We start from the raw sequence: 18,095 nt of genomic DNA on the forward strand, positions 1-18,095 counted from the left end.
CCATGTCCACGCCCATGCCCGGCCCCATTGCTGGCCCTGCCCGCCACGATACCGTGGGCCTGGCCTGGACCAAGGCTGCCCTGCTCGATTGCCTGGGGCAGGGGCGCCAGGCGCTGGAACGTTTTGCCGGCGAGCCTGAAGACCTGTCGTTACTCACCTTCGTGGCGGACAACCTGCACCAGGTACACGGTTGCCTGGTGATGCTGGAGTTGCCTGGGGCAACGCGCCTTGCCCAGGAGCTGGAGATGCTCGTGACCGACCTGGCCAACGGTAAGGTCACCCCGCGAGGCGACTGCCTGGGGGCGCTGTTCAAGGGCCTGGAGCTGTTGCCTTCCTACCTGGAACGTCTGCGCGGTGCACGCCATGACTTGCCACTGGTGATGTTGCCGCTCCTGAACCAGCTGCGTGCCTGCCGGGGCGCGGAACCGGTGGTTCATGGCCGCCTGCTCGGCAATGCAGGCCAGCGTCTGGCAGGTGCCCAGGACCTGGCGAACCTTGACGTGTCATTGGGCAACTGGCGCGAGCAGTTGCAGGCTGGGGAGGGCCGCGACGCGCTAAGGTCGGTAGTGGCGGCATTGTGTGACGACCTCATGCGCATCAAGGACCGCCTGGACCAGTTCGTGCGCAGCGACCGGCAGCACAATGAACAACTGGAGGTGTTGCTCGCGCCCCTGCGCCACGTGGCCGATACCCTGGCCGTGCTGGGTTTCCAGCAGCCGCGTCGGGTCATCATCGATCAAGTGATGACGCTGCAAGGGCTGGCCGAGGGCGATCGGGCCGTGGATGACGCGGTGCTGATGGATGTGGCGGGGGCCTTGTTGTACGTGGAAGCCACGCTCAACGGCATGGTCGGGCCACTCGAAGAAGGGGGGGAGCCAGGCCTGCCGGGCGCCGATGTCGCCGAGATTCGCCTGGTCGTGCTGCGAGAGTCGCTGAACGTGTTGCAGCAGGCCAAGGACCTGATGGGCGATTGCCTGGAGTCGGGCTGGCCCCGTCAGCACCTGCAGGCCTTGCCAGGCTTGCTCCAGCAGGTGCGCGGCGCCCTGGCCATGCTGATGTTGCCGGCCGCTGCCGAGGTGTTCGCGCGCTGCACGGTGTTTGTCCAGGGCTGGGTACAACAGGCGCAGGCCGACCCCTCGTCCGAGGAACTGACGCTGCTGGCCGAAGCCTTGAGCGCTGGCGAATGCTATCTGCAATGGCGCGTGGCCGACCCGCTGGCCGACGCTCAGCGCTTCATCGTCATGGCTCGCGAGCGCCTGGGGGCGTTGGGCGTGCACTGTTCCACCGTTGAAGAGCATGCCGATCTGGAAGAGGCGGATGGCCTTCAGGACGAATTGCGTGGCGTATTCATCGAAGAAGCCCAAGCATTGCTTCAGGACATTGAGCGGCACTGGTTGACTTGGCGTGCCGACCACCAGCAGCACAACGCGCTGATCGAAGTGCATAGGGCATTGCATACGCTCAAGGGCGCAGGCCGCCTGGTGCATGCCCAGGCGTTGGCAGAGCTGGCCTGGGCCGCCGAGCACTTGCTCAACCGTGTGCTTGCCGGCCGCAACGTGCTTGGTGCGGACGGGCAGATGGCGCTTGAGCAAGCGTTCGCGCAACTGCCCGAGGTGCTCGCCGACTTCGCCGCGGGGCACCTGCCGCATGTGAGCGCCGTACAGCAACTGGTGGGCCACCTGCATGCCCTTGCCGAGCGCGACCTGCCAGCCGCGGCCAGCGCGCAGGGGCTCGACCCGCAGTTACTGGACATCTTCCGTGGCGAGGCCCAAGGCCACCTGGCCAGCCTCGACGGGTTCCTGGCAAATGCCCAGCACGGCGTCCCTGTAGACGACGCCCTGCAGCGGGCCTTGCACACCCTCAAGGGCAGTGCGGCCATGGCCGGAGTTGTGCCCATCGCCGAACTTGCCACCGTGTTCGACCGACTGGTGCGCGAGTACAAGGCGCACGACCTGCTGCTCGATGAAACGGAGCTGCACTGGCTCAAGTCCGCCGCCTCGATGTTCGGGCAGGGCCTGGCGCAGTTATCCACCACCCCGTTCGAGCCACTGCCTGGTGCGGCCCAATTGATCGAGCAGGTCGAGTTGGCCATCGATACGCGCATCGCCGCCCTGGGCGGCGATGCGCATGCCTCGACCGGCAACGCCCGCGACCCGCAACAGGTCGCAGCTTTCCTGTCGCAAGCCATGGATCGTTTGCTGGACGCCGAGTCGTTGCTGGCCGACTGGCAGCGGCGCCCGGCTCAACGGGCGGCCTTGGAGACACTGCTCGATGACATGACCGAGCTTGCCCATGCCGCCCATTCGGCCGATCTGTGGCAGGTCGATGAGGTGTGCGAAGCCTTGCTGGACCTGTACGGTGCAGTGGAGGAGGGCAGCCTGCCTGCCGATGCGCAGTTCTTCACCCATGCCCAGCACGCCCACGAGGCGCTGCTGGACATGCTCGACGAGCTGGCTGCCGGCCAGGACGTCGTCCCGCGTACGCCGCTGGTGGCTCGCCTGCGCGAACTTCAGGGGCAAGGGCTTGCACCCGATGCCACCGGGCGCGTGGGCCTCGACAGCGTCACACCGCTGCACCCGGACATGGACGTGCAACTGATCGACACGCCAGCCCCAGACCTGGCCCTCGACCCCGCGCCAGTGCCGCCGTCACAAGCTCCGGAAAGCGCCGGGGAAGAGCTGATGGAGGTTTTCCTCGAAGAAAGCTCGGACATCGTCGAGAGCGCCGCTGCAGCGCTGGCGCGATGGCAGGCCGACCCGCGCAGCACGGTGGAGGTGGACAACCTGATGCGCGACCTGCACACCCTCAAAGGGGTGGCACGCATGGTCGAAATCGGCCCCATCGGTGACCTGGCCCATGAGCTGGAATTTTTGTACGAGTTGCTCGCGGCAGGGCGCCTGCCACCGAGCGGGGCCCTGTTCTCGCTGTTGCAGAACTGCCACGACCGCCTGGCGCACATGCTCGATGCGGTGCGCCTGGGGCAACCGCTGCACGCCGCCACGGCGCTGATCGATTACATCCGCAACTTCAGCAGCGCAGGCCTGACCGACAGCGCGGCCGGCACCAGCCCGGTCGAAACTGCCGCCAGCGAAGGTCCGGCAGTAACCCCCGAGCGAGTGCCGGGGGACATGGTCAAGGTCGATGCCGAATTGCTGGACGACCTGGGCAACCTGGCCGGTGAGCACTCGATCATCCGTGGACGCATCGAGCAGCAGGTCAATGACGCCCAGTTCACCCTCAACGAAATGGAAACCACGCTCGAGCGCATGCGTGACCAGCTGCTGCGCCTGGATATCGAAACTCAGGGGCGGATCTCCAGCCGCCAGCAGCTGGAGGGCGATGTCTATGAAGACTTCGACCCACTGGAAATGGACCGCCACTCCCAGCTGCAGCAGTTGTCGCGGGCGCTGTTCGAGTCGGCCTCGGACCTGCTGGACCTGAAGGAAACCATGGCCCAGCGCGCCCAGGAAGCCTACGGCCTGCTCCAGCAGCAGGCGCGGGTCAACAGCCAGCTTCAGGAAGGCCTGACGGCAACGTTGATGGTGCCTTTCGAACGCCTGGTGCCGCGCTTGCAGCGCGTGGTGCGGCAGGTGGCGAGCGAGCTGGGCAAGCAGGTCGAGCTGGTGGTGGGCAACGCCGAGGGCGAGCTGGACCGCAGTGTGCTGGAACGCATGGTGGCGCCGCTTGAACACATGTTGCGCAATGCCGTCGACCATGGCCTGGAAAGCCGCGAAGCCCGATTGGCTGCGGGTAAGCCTGAGCAGGGCACGATCCACCTGAACCTGCTGCACGAGGGGGCGGACATCGTCATCGAGATGACCGACGATGGCGCCGGCGTACCCCTACAAGCCGTCCGACTCAAGGCGATCAAGCGCGGCCTGCTCGACCCGCAGGCACAGCTGAGCGACCACGAGATACTGCAGTTCATCCTCAGGCCGGGCTTTTCCACGGCCGAAAAGATCACGCAGATCTCAGGGCGAGGCCTGGGCATGGACGTGGTCCACGAGGAGGTCAAGCAGTTGGGCGGCTCGATGACCATCGAGTCGGCCCAGGGCAAAGGGGCGCGTTTTCAGATTCGCCTGCCGTTCACGGTGTCGATCAACCGCGCGCTGATGGTGCACCTGGGCGACGAGCAGTACGCCATCCCGCTCAACACCATCGAAGGCATCGTGAGGGTACCGCCCGCTGAGCTGGCAGGTTGCTACGAGCAGGAGCCGCCGCGCTACACCTACGCAGGCCATCAGTACCAGCTGCGCTACCTGGGCGAGCTGGTGCAGGGCGCGCCGCGTCCTACGCTGCTGGGCCAGAGCGTGCCGCTGCCCTTGTTGCTGGTGCATTCACAGGAGCAGTCGTTCGCCATTCAGGTCGACAGCCTGTCGCCCAGCCGGGAGATCGTGGTCAAAAGCCTGGGCCCGCAGTTTGCGGCCGTTGCCGGCCTGTCGGGTGCAACGCTGCTGGGGGATGGGCGCGTCGTGTTGATTCTCGACCTGTTGGGGCAATTGCGTGGCCAGCAACGGCGGCTTGCTCGTTTGCCTGGAGGCACGCCGCGTGGGTTGCTGCCGGCAGCGACCCCGGACCGCACCTTGCTGGTGATGGTGGTAGACGATTCGGTCACGGTGCGCAAGGTCACCAGCCGCCTGCTTGAGCGCCATGGCATGAGCGTGATCACCGCCAAGGACGGGGTGGATGCCATGGCGGTGCTGGAAGGGCACCGGCCCGATGTGTTGCTGCTGGATATCGAAATGCCGCGCATGGACGGTTTCGAAGTGGCGACCCGCATTCGTCAGGACGCCCGCCTCAAGGCGCTGCCCATCATCATGATCACCTCGCGTACGGGGCACAAGCACCGCGACCGAGCCATGGCCATCGGGGTCAACGAATACCTCGGCAAGCCTTATCAGGAGTCGGTCTTGCTGCACAGCATCCTCCGGTGGAGCCAGTCCCATGCTTGAACTGATAGCCGGGCAGCGCAGCAGCCTTACCGGGCTGTTGCTGCCATTGGGCGACCGTACGTTGGTGCTGCCCAATGTGGCCGTAGCCGAACTCAGTGGGCTGCGCAATGTAGCGTGTCAGCGCGGTGACCTGCCCTGGCACCTGGGCTGGGTCGACTGGCGCCAGCAGCGCTTGCCCCTGATCGGCTTCGAAGCGGCCTGTGACAGCCATACGCCCTGTGGAGAACGGGCCCGTGTGGTGGTGCTCAACGCACTGGGCGACACGGGGTTGCGTTACCTGGCCTTGTTGCTGCAAGACATACCGCGCTCGTGCAAGCTCGACAGCCAGCTCAACTACGTTGACGTGGCGTTGGCACCCCTTGAGTTGGCCGCTGTCCAGGTAGGGGATCAGGTGGCGCGCGTGCCTGACCTGGTCGGGCTCGAGCGCCTGGTCAGGGACGCACAGCGCAGCGGCAGGCTGCAAACGCCGGGTTAGAGCGTGCCGCCGGTACGCGTCGAGTGTCGTGGCTGAAACTAGCTGGGTTTCGAAAGGTCTTTAAGTGCATGTATTACGGTGAACGCTTCAATGCCTGGACCCACTTGGTGGGTGCGTTGCTGGCAGGCCTCGGTGCCCTCTGGCTGATCATCGGCGCCATCTTGCAGGGGGACCCCTGGAAGATCGTCAGTTTCTCCATCTACGGTGGCACGCTGCTGTTGCTGTACAGCATTTCCACGCTGTATCACAGCACGCGAGGGCGGGCGAAGGTGATCATGCGCAAGCTCGATCACCTCTCCATCTACCTGCTGATCGCCGGGAGCTACACGCCCTTCTGCCTGATCAGCCTGCGCGGGCCCTGGGGCTGGAGCCTGTTCGGCATCGTCTGGGGGCTGGCCGTACTGGGCATGTTGCAGGAAATCAAGCCCCGCTCCGAAGCACGCGTCTTGTCCATCGTGATCTACGCCGTGATGGGCTGGATCGTGCTGGTCGCGGTCAACCCGTTGCTGGAGGCGCTGGGTACGGCCGGTTTTGCCTGGTTGGCCGCAGGGGGCGTGTTCTACACCGTGGGCATCATATTTTTCGCATTCGACCGGCGCTTTCGCCACTGGCATGGCATCTGGCACCTGTTCGTGATTGCCGGCAGCCTGATGCATTTCGTGGCAGTGTCGCACTACGTGCGCTGATGAACCCAGCCTGTGAGCAGCCTCTGCTCCCCTGAGAAGGCTTAGAAATCGCCCCAGAGCTGTTGCGCCACCGAAAGGGCTACCACCGGCGCAGTTTCAGTGCGCAATACCCGCGGGCCAAGGCGCGCTGCATGAAAGCCCGCTGCCTTGGCCTGTTCGACCTCGGGTTCGCTCAAGCCGCCTTCGGGACCGATCAGAAAAGCCAGGCTTGCCGGTCTGGCATGGCTGACCAGCGGTTCGGCCACCGGGTGCAACACCAGCTTGAGCTGCGCCTGGGTTGCGGCCAGCCACTCAGTCAAGGTGATGGGTGGGTGGATGATCGGCAGGCTGGAGCGGCCACACTGTTCGCAGGCGCTGATCGCCACTTGCCGCCAGTGGGCCAGGCGTTTGTCGGCACGCTCGTCCTTCAGGCGCACCTCGCACCGCTCGCTGACGATCGGGGTGATTTCATTGGCGCCCAGCTCAGTGGCTTTCTGGATGGCCCAGTCCATACGCTCGCCCCGCGACAGCCCTTGACCCAGGTGCACCTGCAGGGGGGAATCGGCCTGGCCAGCGAATGCCTGGTCCAGGCTCACACGCACGGCCTTCTTGCCCACCTCCAGCAACTGCCCACGGTATTCCTGGCCGCTGCCGTCGAACAGCTGCACGGGGTCACCCGCCGCCATGCGCAATACGCGGCCGATGTAGTGGGCCTGTGCCTCGGGCAGGTCGTGTTCCCCAAGGCTCAGGGTAGCGTCGATGAAAAAGCGGGACAGTCTCATGGGTAAGCTCTGAAAAGGTAAGGACAACCGGAAGGCCCGCGCTGGCATGACGCATGCGCAGCGCAGGTTCCGGCGCGGTCGAAGGCCTGGCCTTCGCCCCGTAATCAGCCCGGATCGCGAAAATCCGGGTGGAAGGTGCTGGGCACCGTCACGCAGGTGCTGTCGCGGGTGGCGATGTCGATGCCTTCGCTGGCCACTTCGGCCAGGAAGTCGATCTGTTCGGGCGTGATGATATACGGTGGCAGGAAATACACCACACTGCCCAGCGGACGCAGCAGCGCGCCACGGGTCAGGGCATGCTCGAACACTTTAAGGCCGCGTCGCGCCTGCCAGGGGTAGGGCACTTTGCCGGCTTTGTCCTGGACCATTTCGATGGCCAGGACCATGCCGGTCTGGCGAATCTCGGCCACGTGGGCATGGTCGGCCAGATGCGCGGTGGCGGTGGCCATGCGCGTGGCCAGCGCCTTGTTGGCCTCGATCACGTTGTCCTGCTCGAAGATGTCGAGGGTGGCCAATGCGGCCGCGCACGCCAGTGGGTTACCCGTGTAGCTGTGCGAATGCAGGAACGCGCGCAAGGTGCGGTAGTCGTCATAGAACGCCTGGTACACCTTGTCGGTGGTCAGGCAGGCGGCCAGGGGCAGATACCCCCCGGTCAGGGCCTTGGACAGGCACAGGAAGTCCGGGCGAATACCTGCCTGCTCGCAGGCGAACATCGTGCCCGTACGACCGAAGCCAACCGCGATCTCGTCATGGATCAGGTGCACGTCGTAGCGATCGCAGGCTTCGCGCAAAAGCTTGAGATAGACCGGATGGTACATGCGCATGCCACCGGCGCCCTGGATCAACGGCTCGATGATGACCGCGCTGATCGAGGCATGATGCTCGGCCAAGGTCTGCTCCATGACTTGGAACAGGGTGCGCGAATGCGCCTCCCAACTGACGCCCTCCGGACGCAGGTAGCAATCGGGGCTTGGGACTTTCAGGGTGTCGAGCAGCAACGCCTTGTAGGTTTCGGTGAACAGCGGGACATCACCGACGGACATGGCCGCGATGGTTTCACCGTGATAGCTGTTGGTCAGGGTGACGAACCGCTTCTTGTCCGGCTTGCCGACGTTCTGCCAGTAGTGGAAGCTCATCTTCAGCGCCACTTCGATGCACGAGGAGCCATTGTCGGCGTAGAACACCCGGTCGAGCCCAGTCGGTGTCATGGCCACCAGGCGTTCGGACAGCTCGATCACAGGCTGGTGGCTAAAGCCTGCCAGAATCACGTGCTCAAGCTGGTCGACCTGCTCCTTGATGCGCTGATTGATACGCGGGTTGGCATGGCCGAACACGTTGACCCACCAGCTGCTCACGGCATCCAGGTAGCGCCGGCCCTCGAAATCCTCGAGCCACACGCCTTCCCCGCGCTTGATCGGTATCAGCGGCAGTTGCTCGTGGTCTTTCATCTGGGTGCAGGGGTGCCAGAGGACCTTGAGGTCGCGCTGCATCCACTGATCATTGAGGCCCATGAGCATTTCTCCTGGCTTGGCGGCGTGGGGGCGTAAGCCTAAGCAATGGCACGGGTGAGAACAACCCGCCAGAAAATGTCATTTAGCCAGACCACTTGATGTCACTACGCTGGCAGCCCTGGCAGCGGTGACGTATTCTAGCGCCTCTCTCGGGGCATCCCGCCTCTCTCTGTTTTCTGCAACCTTTGACTCGGAGTTCGCCAACATGGCTGCTGCTTGGGTGCGCCTGTGCGCGTTGGTATTGATTGGTGTTTCCAGCGGTGCCGCGCTGGCGAGTGACAAGATGCCCACGGCAATCGTCGTGGGTGGCGGCATGGCAGGCCTGACCGCAGCTTATGAGCTGCAGAACAAGGGCTGGCAGGTGACCTTGCTCGAAGCCAAGGCAGGCATGGGCGGCCGCTCGGGCCTGGCCACCAGCGAATGGATCGGCAATACCAAGGCGCAGCCTGTACTCAACCAGTACGTTGATCGCTTCAAGCTCGACACGCTGCCAGCGCCGGAATTCGTGCGCACCCCTGGCTACCTGATCGATGGCGAGTATTTCAGCGCCGCAGACCTGGCCCTCAAGCAGCCGGCCACGGCCGAAGCCCTCAAGCGCTACGAGAAAACCCTGGACGACCTGGCCCGTTCGATCGACGATCCGCTCAACCCCCAGGCGACCAGCACCCTGTTCGCCCTGGACCAGATCAACGTATCCTCCTGGCTGGACAAGTTGCAGCTGCCTGCCACCGCCCGTCAGCTGGTCAACCAGCAGATCCGCAGCCGCTACGACGAGCCATCGCGCTTGTCGCTGTTGTATTTCGCTCAGCAGAACCGCGTCTACCGTGACGTGAGCGACCGTGACCTGCGTGCAGCGCGGCTTCCTGGCGGCAGCCCGGTGTTGGCGCAGGCATTCGTCAAGCAACTGAAGACCATCAAGACCGACTCGCCGGTAAGTGCAATCGTTCAGGACAAGGATGGCGTCACCGTGAAAGTCGGCAGCGTGGGTTATCGCGCCGATTACGTGGTGATGGCCGTGCCCCTGCGCGCACTGGCCAAGATCCAGATGACACCTGGCCTGGATAACCAGCATGTGGCGGCGCTCAAGGGCACCAACTACGGCTGGCGCGACCAGGTCATGCTCAAGTTCAAGAAACCGGTGTGGGAAAGCCGGGCGCGCATGTCGGGCGAGATCTTCAGCAATACCGGCCTGGGCATGTTGTGGATCGAGCCGGCCCTCAAGGGCGGTGCCAATGTGGTGATCAACCTTTCCGGCGACAACGCCCGCCTGCTGCAGGCCTTTGGCGACAAGCAAATGGTCGACCAGGTGCTCATTCGCCTGCACACCTTCTATCCTCAGGCCCGCGGCGCCTTCACCGGCTATGAAGTCAAGCGCTACAGCGCCGATGCCGGCACCGGGGGTGCCTACCTGGCCTATGGACCTGGCCAGATCAGCAAGTACTGGCGTCTTTGGGAGCGCCCGGTGCAACGCATCGCGTTTGCCGGTGAGCACACCGATGCCCTGTACCCAGGCACGCTTGAAGGCGCACTGCGTAGCGGTCAACGGGCTGCCGGCCAAGTGCAGGACCTGCTGGCCGGCAAGTCGTTCGACCCAGTCAAGGCCGTGCCGGCTGCCGCGACAGCCGCAGCAGGTGCGGCAGCGGCCAAGAGCAAGGGCAATTTCTTCACCAACCTCTTCGGCGGCGCGTCCAACAAAGACAAGGCAGGCGACCAAGCGCCGGCCAAGCCTGAGGCCCAATCAACCGACGCGACGGGTCAGAAGAAGCCAGGGTTCTTCGCTCGGCTGTTCGGCGCCAAGGAAACCCCAGCGCCAGAGCCTCAACCGGCGGCAAAGGCCGCTGACGTAGCACCTGTAGCACCCCCCGTCGCGCAGCCTGCAGCGCAAGCGCCACAACAGGCACCGGCCAGCCCGGCGCCCGCCGTCAAGGCAGCAGCCACCAAGGCCGCCCCGGTCAAGCAGGCGCCGGCCCACAAGCCAGCGGCCAAATCGGCCCACAAGCCAGCTCACAAGCCTGCCGACAGCAAAAAAGCGGCTACCAAGCCGGCGCCAGCCAAGAAGCCTTTGACCGATAGCCAGGCCAAAGCGAGCTGATACCGCCGGCCTGCCCGGCACCGCCCCGGCGGCGCCTAACCGCAGGGCTCAGCCACTCGACTGAGCCCTGTGCCATGCGCATTGATCGAAGCGCTCGCTGCCTGATATCGGCGTTAACGTTTCCTTAATAGCCTTCTATGAAAATTGCTATCGGATTTGTTGATAATCCAAAGCAAGTTTTTCCGCTTTTATTCGATACGTTTGACGCTAGTCTTTGCATAGCTTTCACGGGGAAGAACGCCAACATGCAAGTGCGCAATTCATCTTCACGTTACGGCGCTGTCAGCATTCTCATGCACTGGGGCGTGGCGCTGACCGTCTTCAGTCTTTTCGGCCTCGGGTTGTGGATGGTCGGGCTCGACTACTATGACCCATGGCGCAAGGCCGGCCCAGACCTGCATAAAAGCATTGGTCTGATGCTGCTGGCGGTGATGCTGTTGCGCGTGCTGTGGCGTTTTGTGAGCCCGCCGCCGCCGGCACTTGCCAGTTATGGCCCGCTCACCCGATTGGGTGCCAAGCTGGGGCATCTGGCCCTGTACCTGGGGTTGTTCGCCGTGATGATTGCCGGTTACCTGATTTCCACCGCCGACGGCGTGGGGATCCCGGTGTTTGGCCTGTTCGAGGTGCCTGCCCTGGTCAGCAATCTGCCAGACCAGGCGGATCTGGCCGGTGTCATCCACCTGTGGCTGGCGTGGGGGGTGGTGGTTTTTGCGGGGTTGCATGCCCTGGCCGCACTCAAGCACCATTTCATCGACCGTGACGCGACCCTCATGCGTATGCTGGGCCGCAAAGCTTGACGCTCAACCTCAATCGCAAAGGAAGGAAGTAACGATGTTGAAAAAGACTTTTGCCGCTCTGGCGCTCGGTACTGCTCTGTTCTCCGCTGGCCAGGCCATGGCAGCCGAGTACAAGATCGACAAGGAAGGCCAGCACGCTTTCGTGGACTGGAAGATCAGCCACCTGGGCTACAGCTTCATTCACGGTACGTTCAAGGATTTCGACGGTAACTTCACGTGGGACAGTGCCAAGCCTGAAGCCAGCAAGATCAGTGTCGACCTGAAAACCGCCAGCCTGTGGTCGAACCACGCCGAGCGTGACAAGCACATTGCCAGCCCCGACTTCCTGGACGTTAAGAAGTATCCGGATGCCAAGTTCGTGTCCACCAGCGTCAAGTCCACCGGTGACAAGACCGCTGACGTCATGGGTGACCTGACCCTGCACGGCGTGACCAAGCCGGTGACTTTCAAGGCCACCTTCAACGGTGAAGGCAAGGACCCATGGGGCGGTGAGCGCGCTGGCTTCAATGCCACCACCACCTTGAACCTGAATGACTTCGGCATCAAAGGCCCAGGCCCAACCTCGCAGACGCTGGATCTGGATATCAGTGTCGAAGGCGTGAAGCAGAAGTAATACGTGTCAGCCGAATGAAAAACGGGGCCGCTTGCGGCCCCGTTTTCGTTTACGACCCCTTGCGGGTCAGCAGTGCCGGGCGTTCGCCCCGCGGACGGCTTGGTAGATCGTCCAACTGCTCGGGGGTCGGATAACGGTCCAGCTTGGATTCCTTGCGGATGATCACAGGCTGATGCTGTGGCTGGCGCGTGTTGCCTACGGCCGGTTCCTGGCGGGCAGCTGCGTCACGCGGTGGGCGACCACCACGCGCGCCGCCGTCACGACGAGCAGTGCCGCCATTATTGGCACGAGGCGGGCGTTTCTCACCACCGCCAGTACGGGGTTGACCGTTGTTGCGGCCTTGACCACCGGCATTGGTACGCGGCGTACCTCCTTGCGGTTGACTACCATTACCGGCTGGGCGACGGTTGCGGCCTTGGCCCTTGCCATTCTGGTACGGGCTCACGTAGTCAGCCCGGTTACCGAAGTTATCCACATCGTCATCCAGAAACTCTTCCGGATCGCGGTTGGGCTGCATGGCCGGAGGGGTCGCGTTGCTGGCCTGTTGCTGACGAGGCTTCTTGTCACGTGGCTTGCGCGGCTGTTGCTGCCTGTCGCCGGACTTTTCCTTGTCAGCGGGTTTGTCCGCAGCCTGCTGGCGGGTTTTGCCCTTGTCCTTGCCCTTATCCTTGCGGCCACCGTTGGCGTCCTTGCTGCCCTCGCCGCGGGCCTGCTGACCACGACCGCCACGGCCATTGGGCTGCTGGCGTTCGCGGACTTCAGGCTTCTCGGCCTCGACCTGGCTGGCATCGAAGCCCATCAGGTCGCCGTCAGCGATCTTCTGACGGGTCACGCGCTCGATACTCTTGAGCAGTTTCTCCTCGTCAGGTGCCACCAGGGAAATGGCCTCGCCAGAGCGACCGGCGCGGCCAGTACGGCCAATGCGGTGCACGTAATCTTCTTCGACGTTGGGCAGCTCGAAGTTGACGACGTGGGGCAGTTGGTCGATGTCCAGGCCACGGGCGGCGATGTCGGTGGCGACCAGCACGCGAATGTTGTTGGCCTTGAAGTCAGCCAAGGCCTTGGTGCGTGCGTTCTGGCTCTTGTTGCCATGGATGGCTGCGGCAGTCAGGCCGTGCTTTTCCAGGTACTCGGCCAGGCGGTTGGCGCCATGCTTGGTACGGGTGAAGACCAGTACCTGCTCCCACGCACCCAGGGTGATCAAGTGCGCCAGCAGGGCACGCTTGTGGCTGGCCGGCAGGCGGTAGACACGCTGCTCGATGCGCTCGACGGTGGTGTTTGGCGGGGTGACCTCGATGCGCTCCGGGTTGTGCAGGAGCTTGTCGGCAAGGTCAGTGATGTCCTTGGAGAACGTGGCCGAGAACAACAGGTTCTGGCGTTTGGCAGGCAGGCGGGCCAGCACTTTCTTGACGTCGTGGATGAAGCCCATGTCGAGCATGCGGTCAGCTTCATCCAATACCAGAATTTCTACATGGGCCAGGTCGACCTTGCCTTGACCGGCCAGATCGAGCAGGCGACCAGGGCAGGCAACCAGGACGTCGACGCCCTTGGCAATGGCCTGCACCTGCGGGTTCATGCCGACGCCGCCGAAGACGCACGCACTGACCAGCGGCAGGTCGCGGGCATACAGCTTGAAGCTGTCGTGCACCTGGGCCGCCAGTTCGCGGGTAGGGGTCAGTACCAGGACCCGTGGCTGACGGGGGCCATGGCGCTGGGATTTGTCCGGGTGACCTGCCGGGAACAGACGTTCGAGAATCGGCAGGGCGAAACCGCCGGTCTTACCGGTACCGGTCTGTGCGGCGACCATCAGGTCGCGGCCTTGCAACACGGCGGGAACTGCCCGCTGTTGCACGGGGGTCGGCTGGGTATAGCCCGCGGCTTCAATGGCGCGGACAAGAGCCTCGGAGAGACCGAGGGAAGCAAAGGACATGGGCAATCCTGTTCTCGTGTGGGCTGGGCCCGTAGGGATGTTCTGCCTGGCGCGACGGGCATCGGCATGATGCGATCGCGTCCGGTCCAGCTGGGCTTTCACTGCACATCCGGGAAACGGAGGGCTGACGCCAGAGTGCGTCGATGCCGATCGGGATGCCTGTTGCGAGGCCGAGCGTCCGGGCGTGAGCCGGGCGGGAAGGCCCGAGTATAACAGAGCTAGCGCGCTGTGCTGCTTTCCTGCTGCTCAACGGCGTTCGCAAGGTTCTCAGGGTCGTGTGTGTAGTGGTCCATGATGGCCGCGTAGGCCGGTTCCTGCTTGAATCGCCGCAGTTCCTCGGCAAAGGCCTGGGCCAGTACCTCACGCCCAGGCTTGCGGGCCAGGCCCAGGTACTGGGGCTGGCGACTGACGACAAGCGGCAAGGCTTCGATCTGCTGCTCCAGACCCATGAGCCGGATGACATGCAGGCCGACCCTGCGGTCGGTAATCGCAAGGTCTATGCGCCCCAGCGCCAGCTTGCCAAAGTTCGCTTCATGGGTCGGCGCCGCTTCGCGCTTGAAGAAGGTAGCCTCATTGAACGCCGCACTGTAGTTGTAGCCTGGCGAGGTGCCCACGGTCAGGCCGGCCAGCGCATCCAGGCTCGATACCTCATGGCGGCGAGCCTTGGTCTGGAACAGGATCAACTCGGCCGTGGACATGGGTTCCGGGACATACAGCAAATAAGGGTGGCGGGACTCGACCTGGAAGACATCCATGATGCCGTCGGCCTGGCCCTGCTCGATCATTGCCAGGCACCGCTTGAAGGGCATGAACTGCCATTGGACCTCGTACCCAAGACGACGCAATACCTCGGTCGTGACCTCGTAGTCGATGCCACGCGGCTGGCCGTTTTGCTGGTAGACATAGGGTGCCCAGTCATCGCTTACCAGGCGCAAGCGCTCGCCCAGCGCGAACGGGCTGAGGCAAAAAAGCAGCAGGATCCAGATCAGACGGGCGGAGATTGGCATGCCCGGAGATTACGCGCTCGGCCAGGTCAAGACCAGTGCCGGATTGGGCGAGGCAGGGCGCCGCAGGTGGGGCCTGCGACACGTGCGTATGAACCAGGCGCCGGTCAGCTACCAGCACGTGGTCCATCGGGCTTCAACGAGACGGCTGGAGGTTGTTCCAGATCGCCATGCTCGGTTCTGCCTGGTTCAAGGTGTAGAAGTGCAGGCTCGGTGCACCGCCTTGCAGCAGCTCCTCGCACATGCGGGTGATGACTTCTTCACCGAAGGCCTGGATGCTGGCCGTATCGTCCGCATAGGCTTCGAGCTGTTTGCGAATCCAGCGTGGAATTTCGGCGCCGCAAGCGTCGGAGAAACGCGCCAGCTTGCTGTAGTTGGTGATCGGCATGATGCCGGGCACCACGGGGATGTCCACGCCCAGCTTCTGGGCTCGCTCGACGAAGTAGAAGTAGCTGTCGGCGTTGAAGAAGTACTGGGTGATGGCGCTGTCGGCACCGGCCTTGACCTTGTGCGCGAAATTGGCCAGATCGGCTTCGAAGTTGCGTGCCTGTGGATGCATCTCGGGGTAGGCGGCGACTTCGAGGTGGAAATGGTCACCCGTTTCCTGACGGATGAACTCGACCAGGTCACTGGCATAACGCAGCTCGCCACTGGCCATGCCCATGCCCGAAGGCAGGTCACCGCGCAGTGCGACGATACGCTTGATGCCGACTTGCTTGTACTCGGCCAGCAGCGCGCGCAACTCGGCCTTGGTATCGCCTACGCACGAGAGGTGGGGCGCAGCCGGCACCTGCACTTGGCTTTCCAGCTGCAATACCGTGTTGAGCGTGCGGTCGCGGGTGGAACCGCCGGCGCCGTAGGTGCAGGAGAAGAAGTCAGGGTTGCAGGCGGCCAACTGGCGCGCCACGCCCATCAGCTTTTCATGACCTGCGTCGGTTTTGGTCGGGAAGAACTCGAAACTGTAACGGCGTTCTTGTGACATCACTCGTTCCTCTAACAGCAAGCCCAAAGCTGCAAGCTGCAAGTAGAAGCCAGGTCGGTGATGGCCGACCTGGCCTGGCATCGTTCACGTTTCTTTCAGGCGTGCACTTCAAGCGGCAATGCCACGGTCTGGCACTGCCTGGCGCTTGAAGCGTACCGATCAGTAACGGTAGGCGTCTGGCTTGAACGGGCCTTCAACGGTTACGCCGATGTAGTCGGCCTGCTGCTTGGTCAACTGGGTGACCACGCCGCCGAAACCGCGGACCATTTCCAGGGCCACTTCTTCGTCGAGCTTCTTGGGCAGCACTTCGACCGTCAGGCGCTCGGCTTTCTTCTCGGCCGACAGGTCGGCGTACTTCTGCTCGAACAGGAAGATCTGTGCCAGGACCTGGTTGGCGAAGGAGCCATCCATGATGCGGCTTGGGTGGCCAGTGGCATTGCCCAGGTTGACCAGGCGGCCTTCGGCCAGCAGGATCAGGTAGTCGTCGTTCTGAGGATCGAAGCTGCCGGCGCCGGTACGGTGGATCTTGTGCACCTGCGGCTTGACCTCTTCCCATGCCCAGTTCTTGCGCATGAAGGCCGTGTCGATTTCGTTGTCGAAGTGACCGATGTTGCAGACAACGGCACGCTTTTTCAGGGCCTTGAGCATGTTGGCGTCGCAGACGTTCACGTTACCGGTGGTGGTGACGATCAGGTCGATCTTGCCCAGCAGCGCCTTGTCGACACTGGCTTCGGTGCCATCGTTCAGGCCATCGAGGAAGGGCGATACCACTTCGAAACCGTCCATGCACGCCTGCATCGCGCAGATGGGGTCGACTTCGGTGACCTTGACGATCATGCCTTCCTGACGCAGCGACTGAGCCGAGCCCTTGCCCACGTCACCGTAGCCGATCACCAGCGCCTGCTTGCCCGACAGCAGGTGGTCGGTACCGCGCTTGATGGCATCGTTCAGGCTGTGACGGCAGCCGTACTTGTTGTCGTTCTTGCTCTTGGTGACCGAGTCGTTGACGTTGATGGCCGGAACCTTCAGCTCGCCTTTGGCCAGCATGTCCAGCAGGCGGTGCACGCCGGTGGTGGTTTCTTCGGTCACGCCGTGGACGCGCTCGAGCACCTGTGGGTACTTCTTGTGCAGCAGTTCGGTCAGGTCGCCACCGTCGTCCAGGACCATGTTGGCGTCCCAGGGCTGGCCGTCCTTGAGGATGGTCTGCTCCAGGCACCATTCGTATTCCTGCTCGGTTTCACCCTTCCAGGCGAAGACCGGGATACCGGCGGCTGCGATGGAGGCGGCGGCCTGGTCCTGGGTGGAGAAGATGTTGCACGACGACCAGCGCACTTCGGCACCCAGGGCGACCAGGGTTTCGATCAGCACGGCAGTCTGGATGGTCATGTGGATGCAGCCCAGGATCTTGGCACCCTTGAGCGGTTGCTCGGCTTGGTACTTGCGGCGCAGGCCCATCAGCGCAGGCATTTCCGATTCGGCGATGATGGTTTCGCGACGGCCCCAGGCGGCCAGGGAGATGTCGGCAACTTTGAAATCGGTAAAACCAGCAGGCATGTTTGCAGCGCTCATCAGAGCCTCCATTCGTAGTGTGCGAATGGGCGCCGTTGTGCGTTGAGCGTCCGCGGGAGCGGACAACGCCCCATCCGAGCCTGACAGGTCGAGCCTGCTGCAGCGCCCCTCGGACAGGTGGCGGGCATGGCGCCGCTGTGGACGGCCATGTAAAACGGCCACGATTATAGCCGGGTGCGGCACCATCCCCAAGGTTTTCTGTCGATTAATCGAGACGATAGTCGATGTTGGGTGGAGCGGCGCTGGCCGCTCTGCCATCATCGTTTTACGCAAGCCAGGATGCTCAGGAGTCCCGATGAACTTCCACACCCGCAAATGGGTTAAACCCGAAGACCTCAACCCCAACGGCACGCTGTTCGGTGGCAGCCTGCTGCGCTGGATCGACGAGGAAGCGGCCATCTATGCCATCGTGCAGCTGGGCAACCAGCGCGTGGTGACCAAGTACATGTCCGAAATCAATTTCGTCAGTGCCTCGCGCAAGGGCGACATCATCGAACTGGGCATCACCGCCACCGAGTTCGGCCGCACCTCGATCACGCTGCGCTGCGAAGTGCGCAACAAGATCACGCGCAAGAGCATCCTGACCGTCGAACGCATGGTCTTCGTGAACCTGGGCGAGGACGGGCTGCCTGCGCCCCACGGGCGTACCGAAATCAAGTACGTGCAGGACCAGTTCCCCGACTCCGCCGTGGAGTGACGGTCTGGGGGCTGCAGGGTGCAGCC

The 18,095-nt window shown here is 63.5% G+C and carries 13 protein-coding genes and 1 riboswitch; of the genes, 7 read left to right on the forward strand and 6 right to left on the reverse strand.

What is annotated here, in order from left to right:
• Positions 1-2: 2 nt before the first annotated feature.
• The 3 genes from NMB38_RS01725 to trhA all read left to right on the forward strand — a co-directional run bounded on the left by NMB38_RS01725 (position 3) and on the right by trhA (position 6,113).
• Entirely contained in the window at positions 3-4,952 is a 4,950-nt protein-coding gene (locus NMB38_RS01725) for a hybrid sensor histidine kinase/response regulator (RefSeq protein WP_225806668.1), read from the forward strand.
• A complete protein-coding gene (locus tag NMB38_RS01730) occupies positions 4,945-5,427 on the forward strand; it encodes a chemotaxis protein CheW (RefSeq protein ID WP_023532942.1) in 483 nt (160 codons plus the stop codon). Before NMB38_RS01725 ends, NMB38_RS01730 begins: the two co-directional genes overlap by 8 nt.
• 68 nt (positions 5,428-5,495) lie before the next feature.
• Positions 5,496-6,113 (forward strand): PAQR family membrane homeostasis protein TrhA, encoded by a 618-nt coding sequence (gene trhA, locus NMB38_RS01735; protein WP_027914031.1) that lies wholly within the window; start codon positions 5,496-5,498, stop codon positions 6,111-6,113.
• 41 nt (positions 6,114-6,154) lie between these two features.
• Here trhA and NMB38_RS01740 read toward each other — a convergent pair whose 3' ends face one another.
• The gene (locus tag NMB38_RS01740) at positions 6,155-6,874 is read right to left on the reverse strand and encodes a 16S rRNA (uracil(1498)-N(3))-methyltransferase (RefSeq protein ID WP_027914030.1); all 720 of its coding nucleotides are present in this window, start codon (positions 6,872-6,874) and stop codon (positions 6,155-6,157) included.
• A 104-nt stretch (positions 6,875-6,978) separates the two neighbouring features.
• Positions 6,979-8,385: an adenosylmethionine--8-amino-7-oxononanoate transaminase gene (locus NMB38_RS01745; RefSeq protein WP_027914029.1), complete on the reverse strand. Its 1,407-nt coding sequence runs from the start codon at positions 8,383-8,385 to the stop codon at positions 6,979-6,981.
• A gap of 205 nt (positions 8,386-8,590) precedes the next feature.
• Here NMB38_RS01745 and NMB38_RS01750 point away from each other — a divergent pair, with 205 nt between their 5' ends.
• The 3 genes from NMB38_RS01750 (at position 8,591) to NMB38_RS01760 (ending at position 11,887) form a co-directional block, all read left to right on the forward strand.
• On the forward strand, positions 8,591-10,477 hold the full coding sequence (locus NMB38_RS01750; protein WP_494354878.1) for a flavin monoamine oxidase family protein: 1,887 nt from the start codon (positions 8,591-8,593) through the stop codon (positions 10,475-10,477).
• 245 nt (positions 10,478-10,722) lie between these two features.
• The gene (locus NMB38_RS01755) at positions 10,723-11,274 is read left to right on the forward strand and encodes a cytochrome b (protein WP_027914027.1); all 552 of its coding nucleotides are present in this window, start codon (positions 10,723-10,725) and stop codon (positions 11,272-11,274) included.
• Between the two features lie 34 nt (positions 11,275-11,308).
• Complete coding sequence (locus NMB38_RS01760; protein ID WP_027914026.1) at positions 11,309-11,887, forward strand: YceI family protein; 579 nt, start codon at positions 11,309-11,311, stop codon at positions 11,885-11,887.
• Between the two features lie 49 nt (positions 11,888-11,936).
• Here the strand turns inward: NMB38_RS01760 and rhlE2 are convergent, their stop codons facing one another.
• The 4 genes from rhlE2 to ahcY form a co-directional block, all read right to left on the reverse strand.
• Positions 11,937-13,817: an RNA helicase RhlE2 gene (gene rhlE2 / locus NMB38_RS01765; protein WP_027914025.1), complete on the reverse strand. Its 1,881-nt coding sequence runs from the start codon at positions 13,815-13,817 to the stop codon at positions 11,937-11,939.
• Between the two features lie 218 nt (positions 13,818-14,035).
• The gene (locus tag NMB38_RS01770) at positions 14,036-14,824 is read right to left on the reverse strand and encodes a substrate-binding periplasmic protein (RefSeq protein WP_027914024.1); all 789 of its coding nucleotides are present in this window, start codon (positions 14,822-14,824) and stop codon (positions 14,036-14,038) included.
• A 133-nt stretch (positions 14,825-14,957) separates the two neighbouring features.
• On the reverse strand, positions 14,958-15,803 hold the full coding sequence (gene metF, locus NMB38_RS01775) for a methylenetetrahydrofolate reductase [NAD(P)H] (RefSeq protein ID WP_027914023.1): 846 nt from the start codon (positions 15,801-15,803) through the stop codon (positions 14,958-14,960).
• Between the two features lie 159 nt (positions 15,804-15,962).
• On the reverse strand, positions 15,963-17,372 hold the full coding sequence (gene ahcY / locus NMB38_RS01780; RefSeq protein WP_027914022.1) for an adenosylhomocysteinase: 1,410 nt from the start codon (positions 17,370-17,372) through the stop codon (positions 15,963-15,965).
• A 20-nt stretch (positions 17,373-17,392) separates the two neighbouring features.
• Positions 17,393-17,489, reverse strand: a riboswitch (S-adenosyl-L-homocysteine riboswitch).
• Positions 17,490-17,667: 178 nt separating this feature from the next.
• On the opposite strand from ahcY, the gene NMB38_RS01785 reads away from it, so the two are divergent.
• Entirely contained in the window at positions 17,668-18,069 is a 402-nt protein-coding gene (locus NMB38_RS01785) for an acyl-CoA thioesterase (protein WP_023533000.1), read from the forward strand.
• Positions 18,070-18,095 lie beyond the last annotated feature (26 nt).

This window comes from Pseudomonas sp. FBCC-B35, from assembly GCF_059133755.1.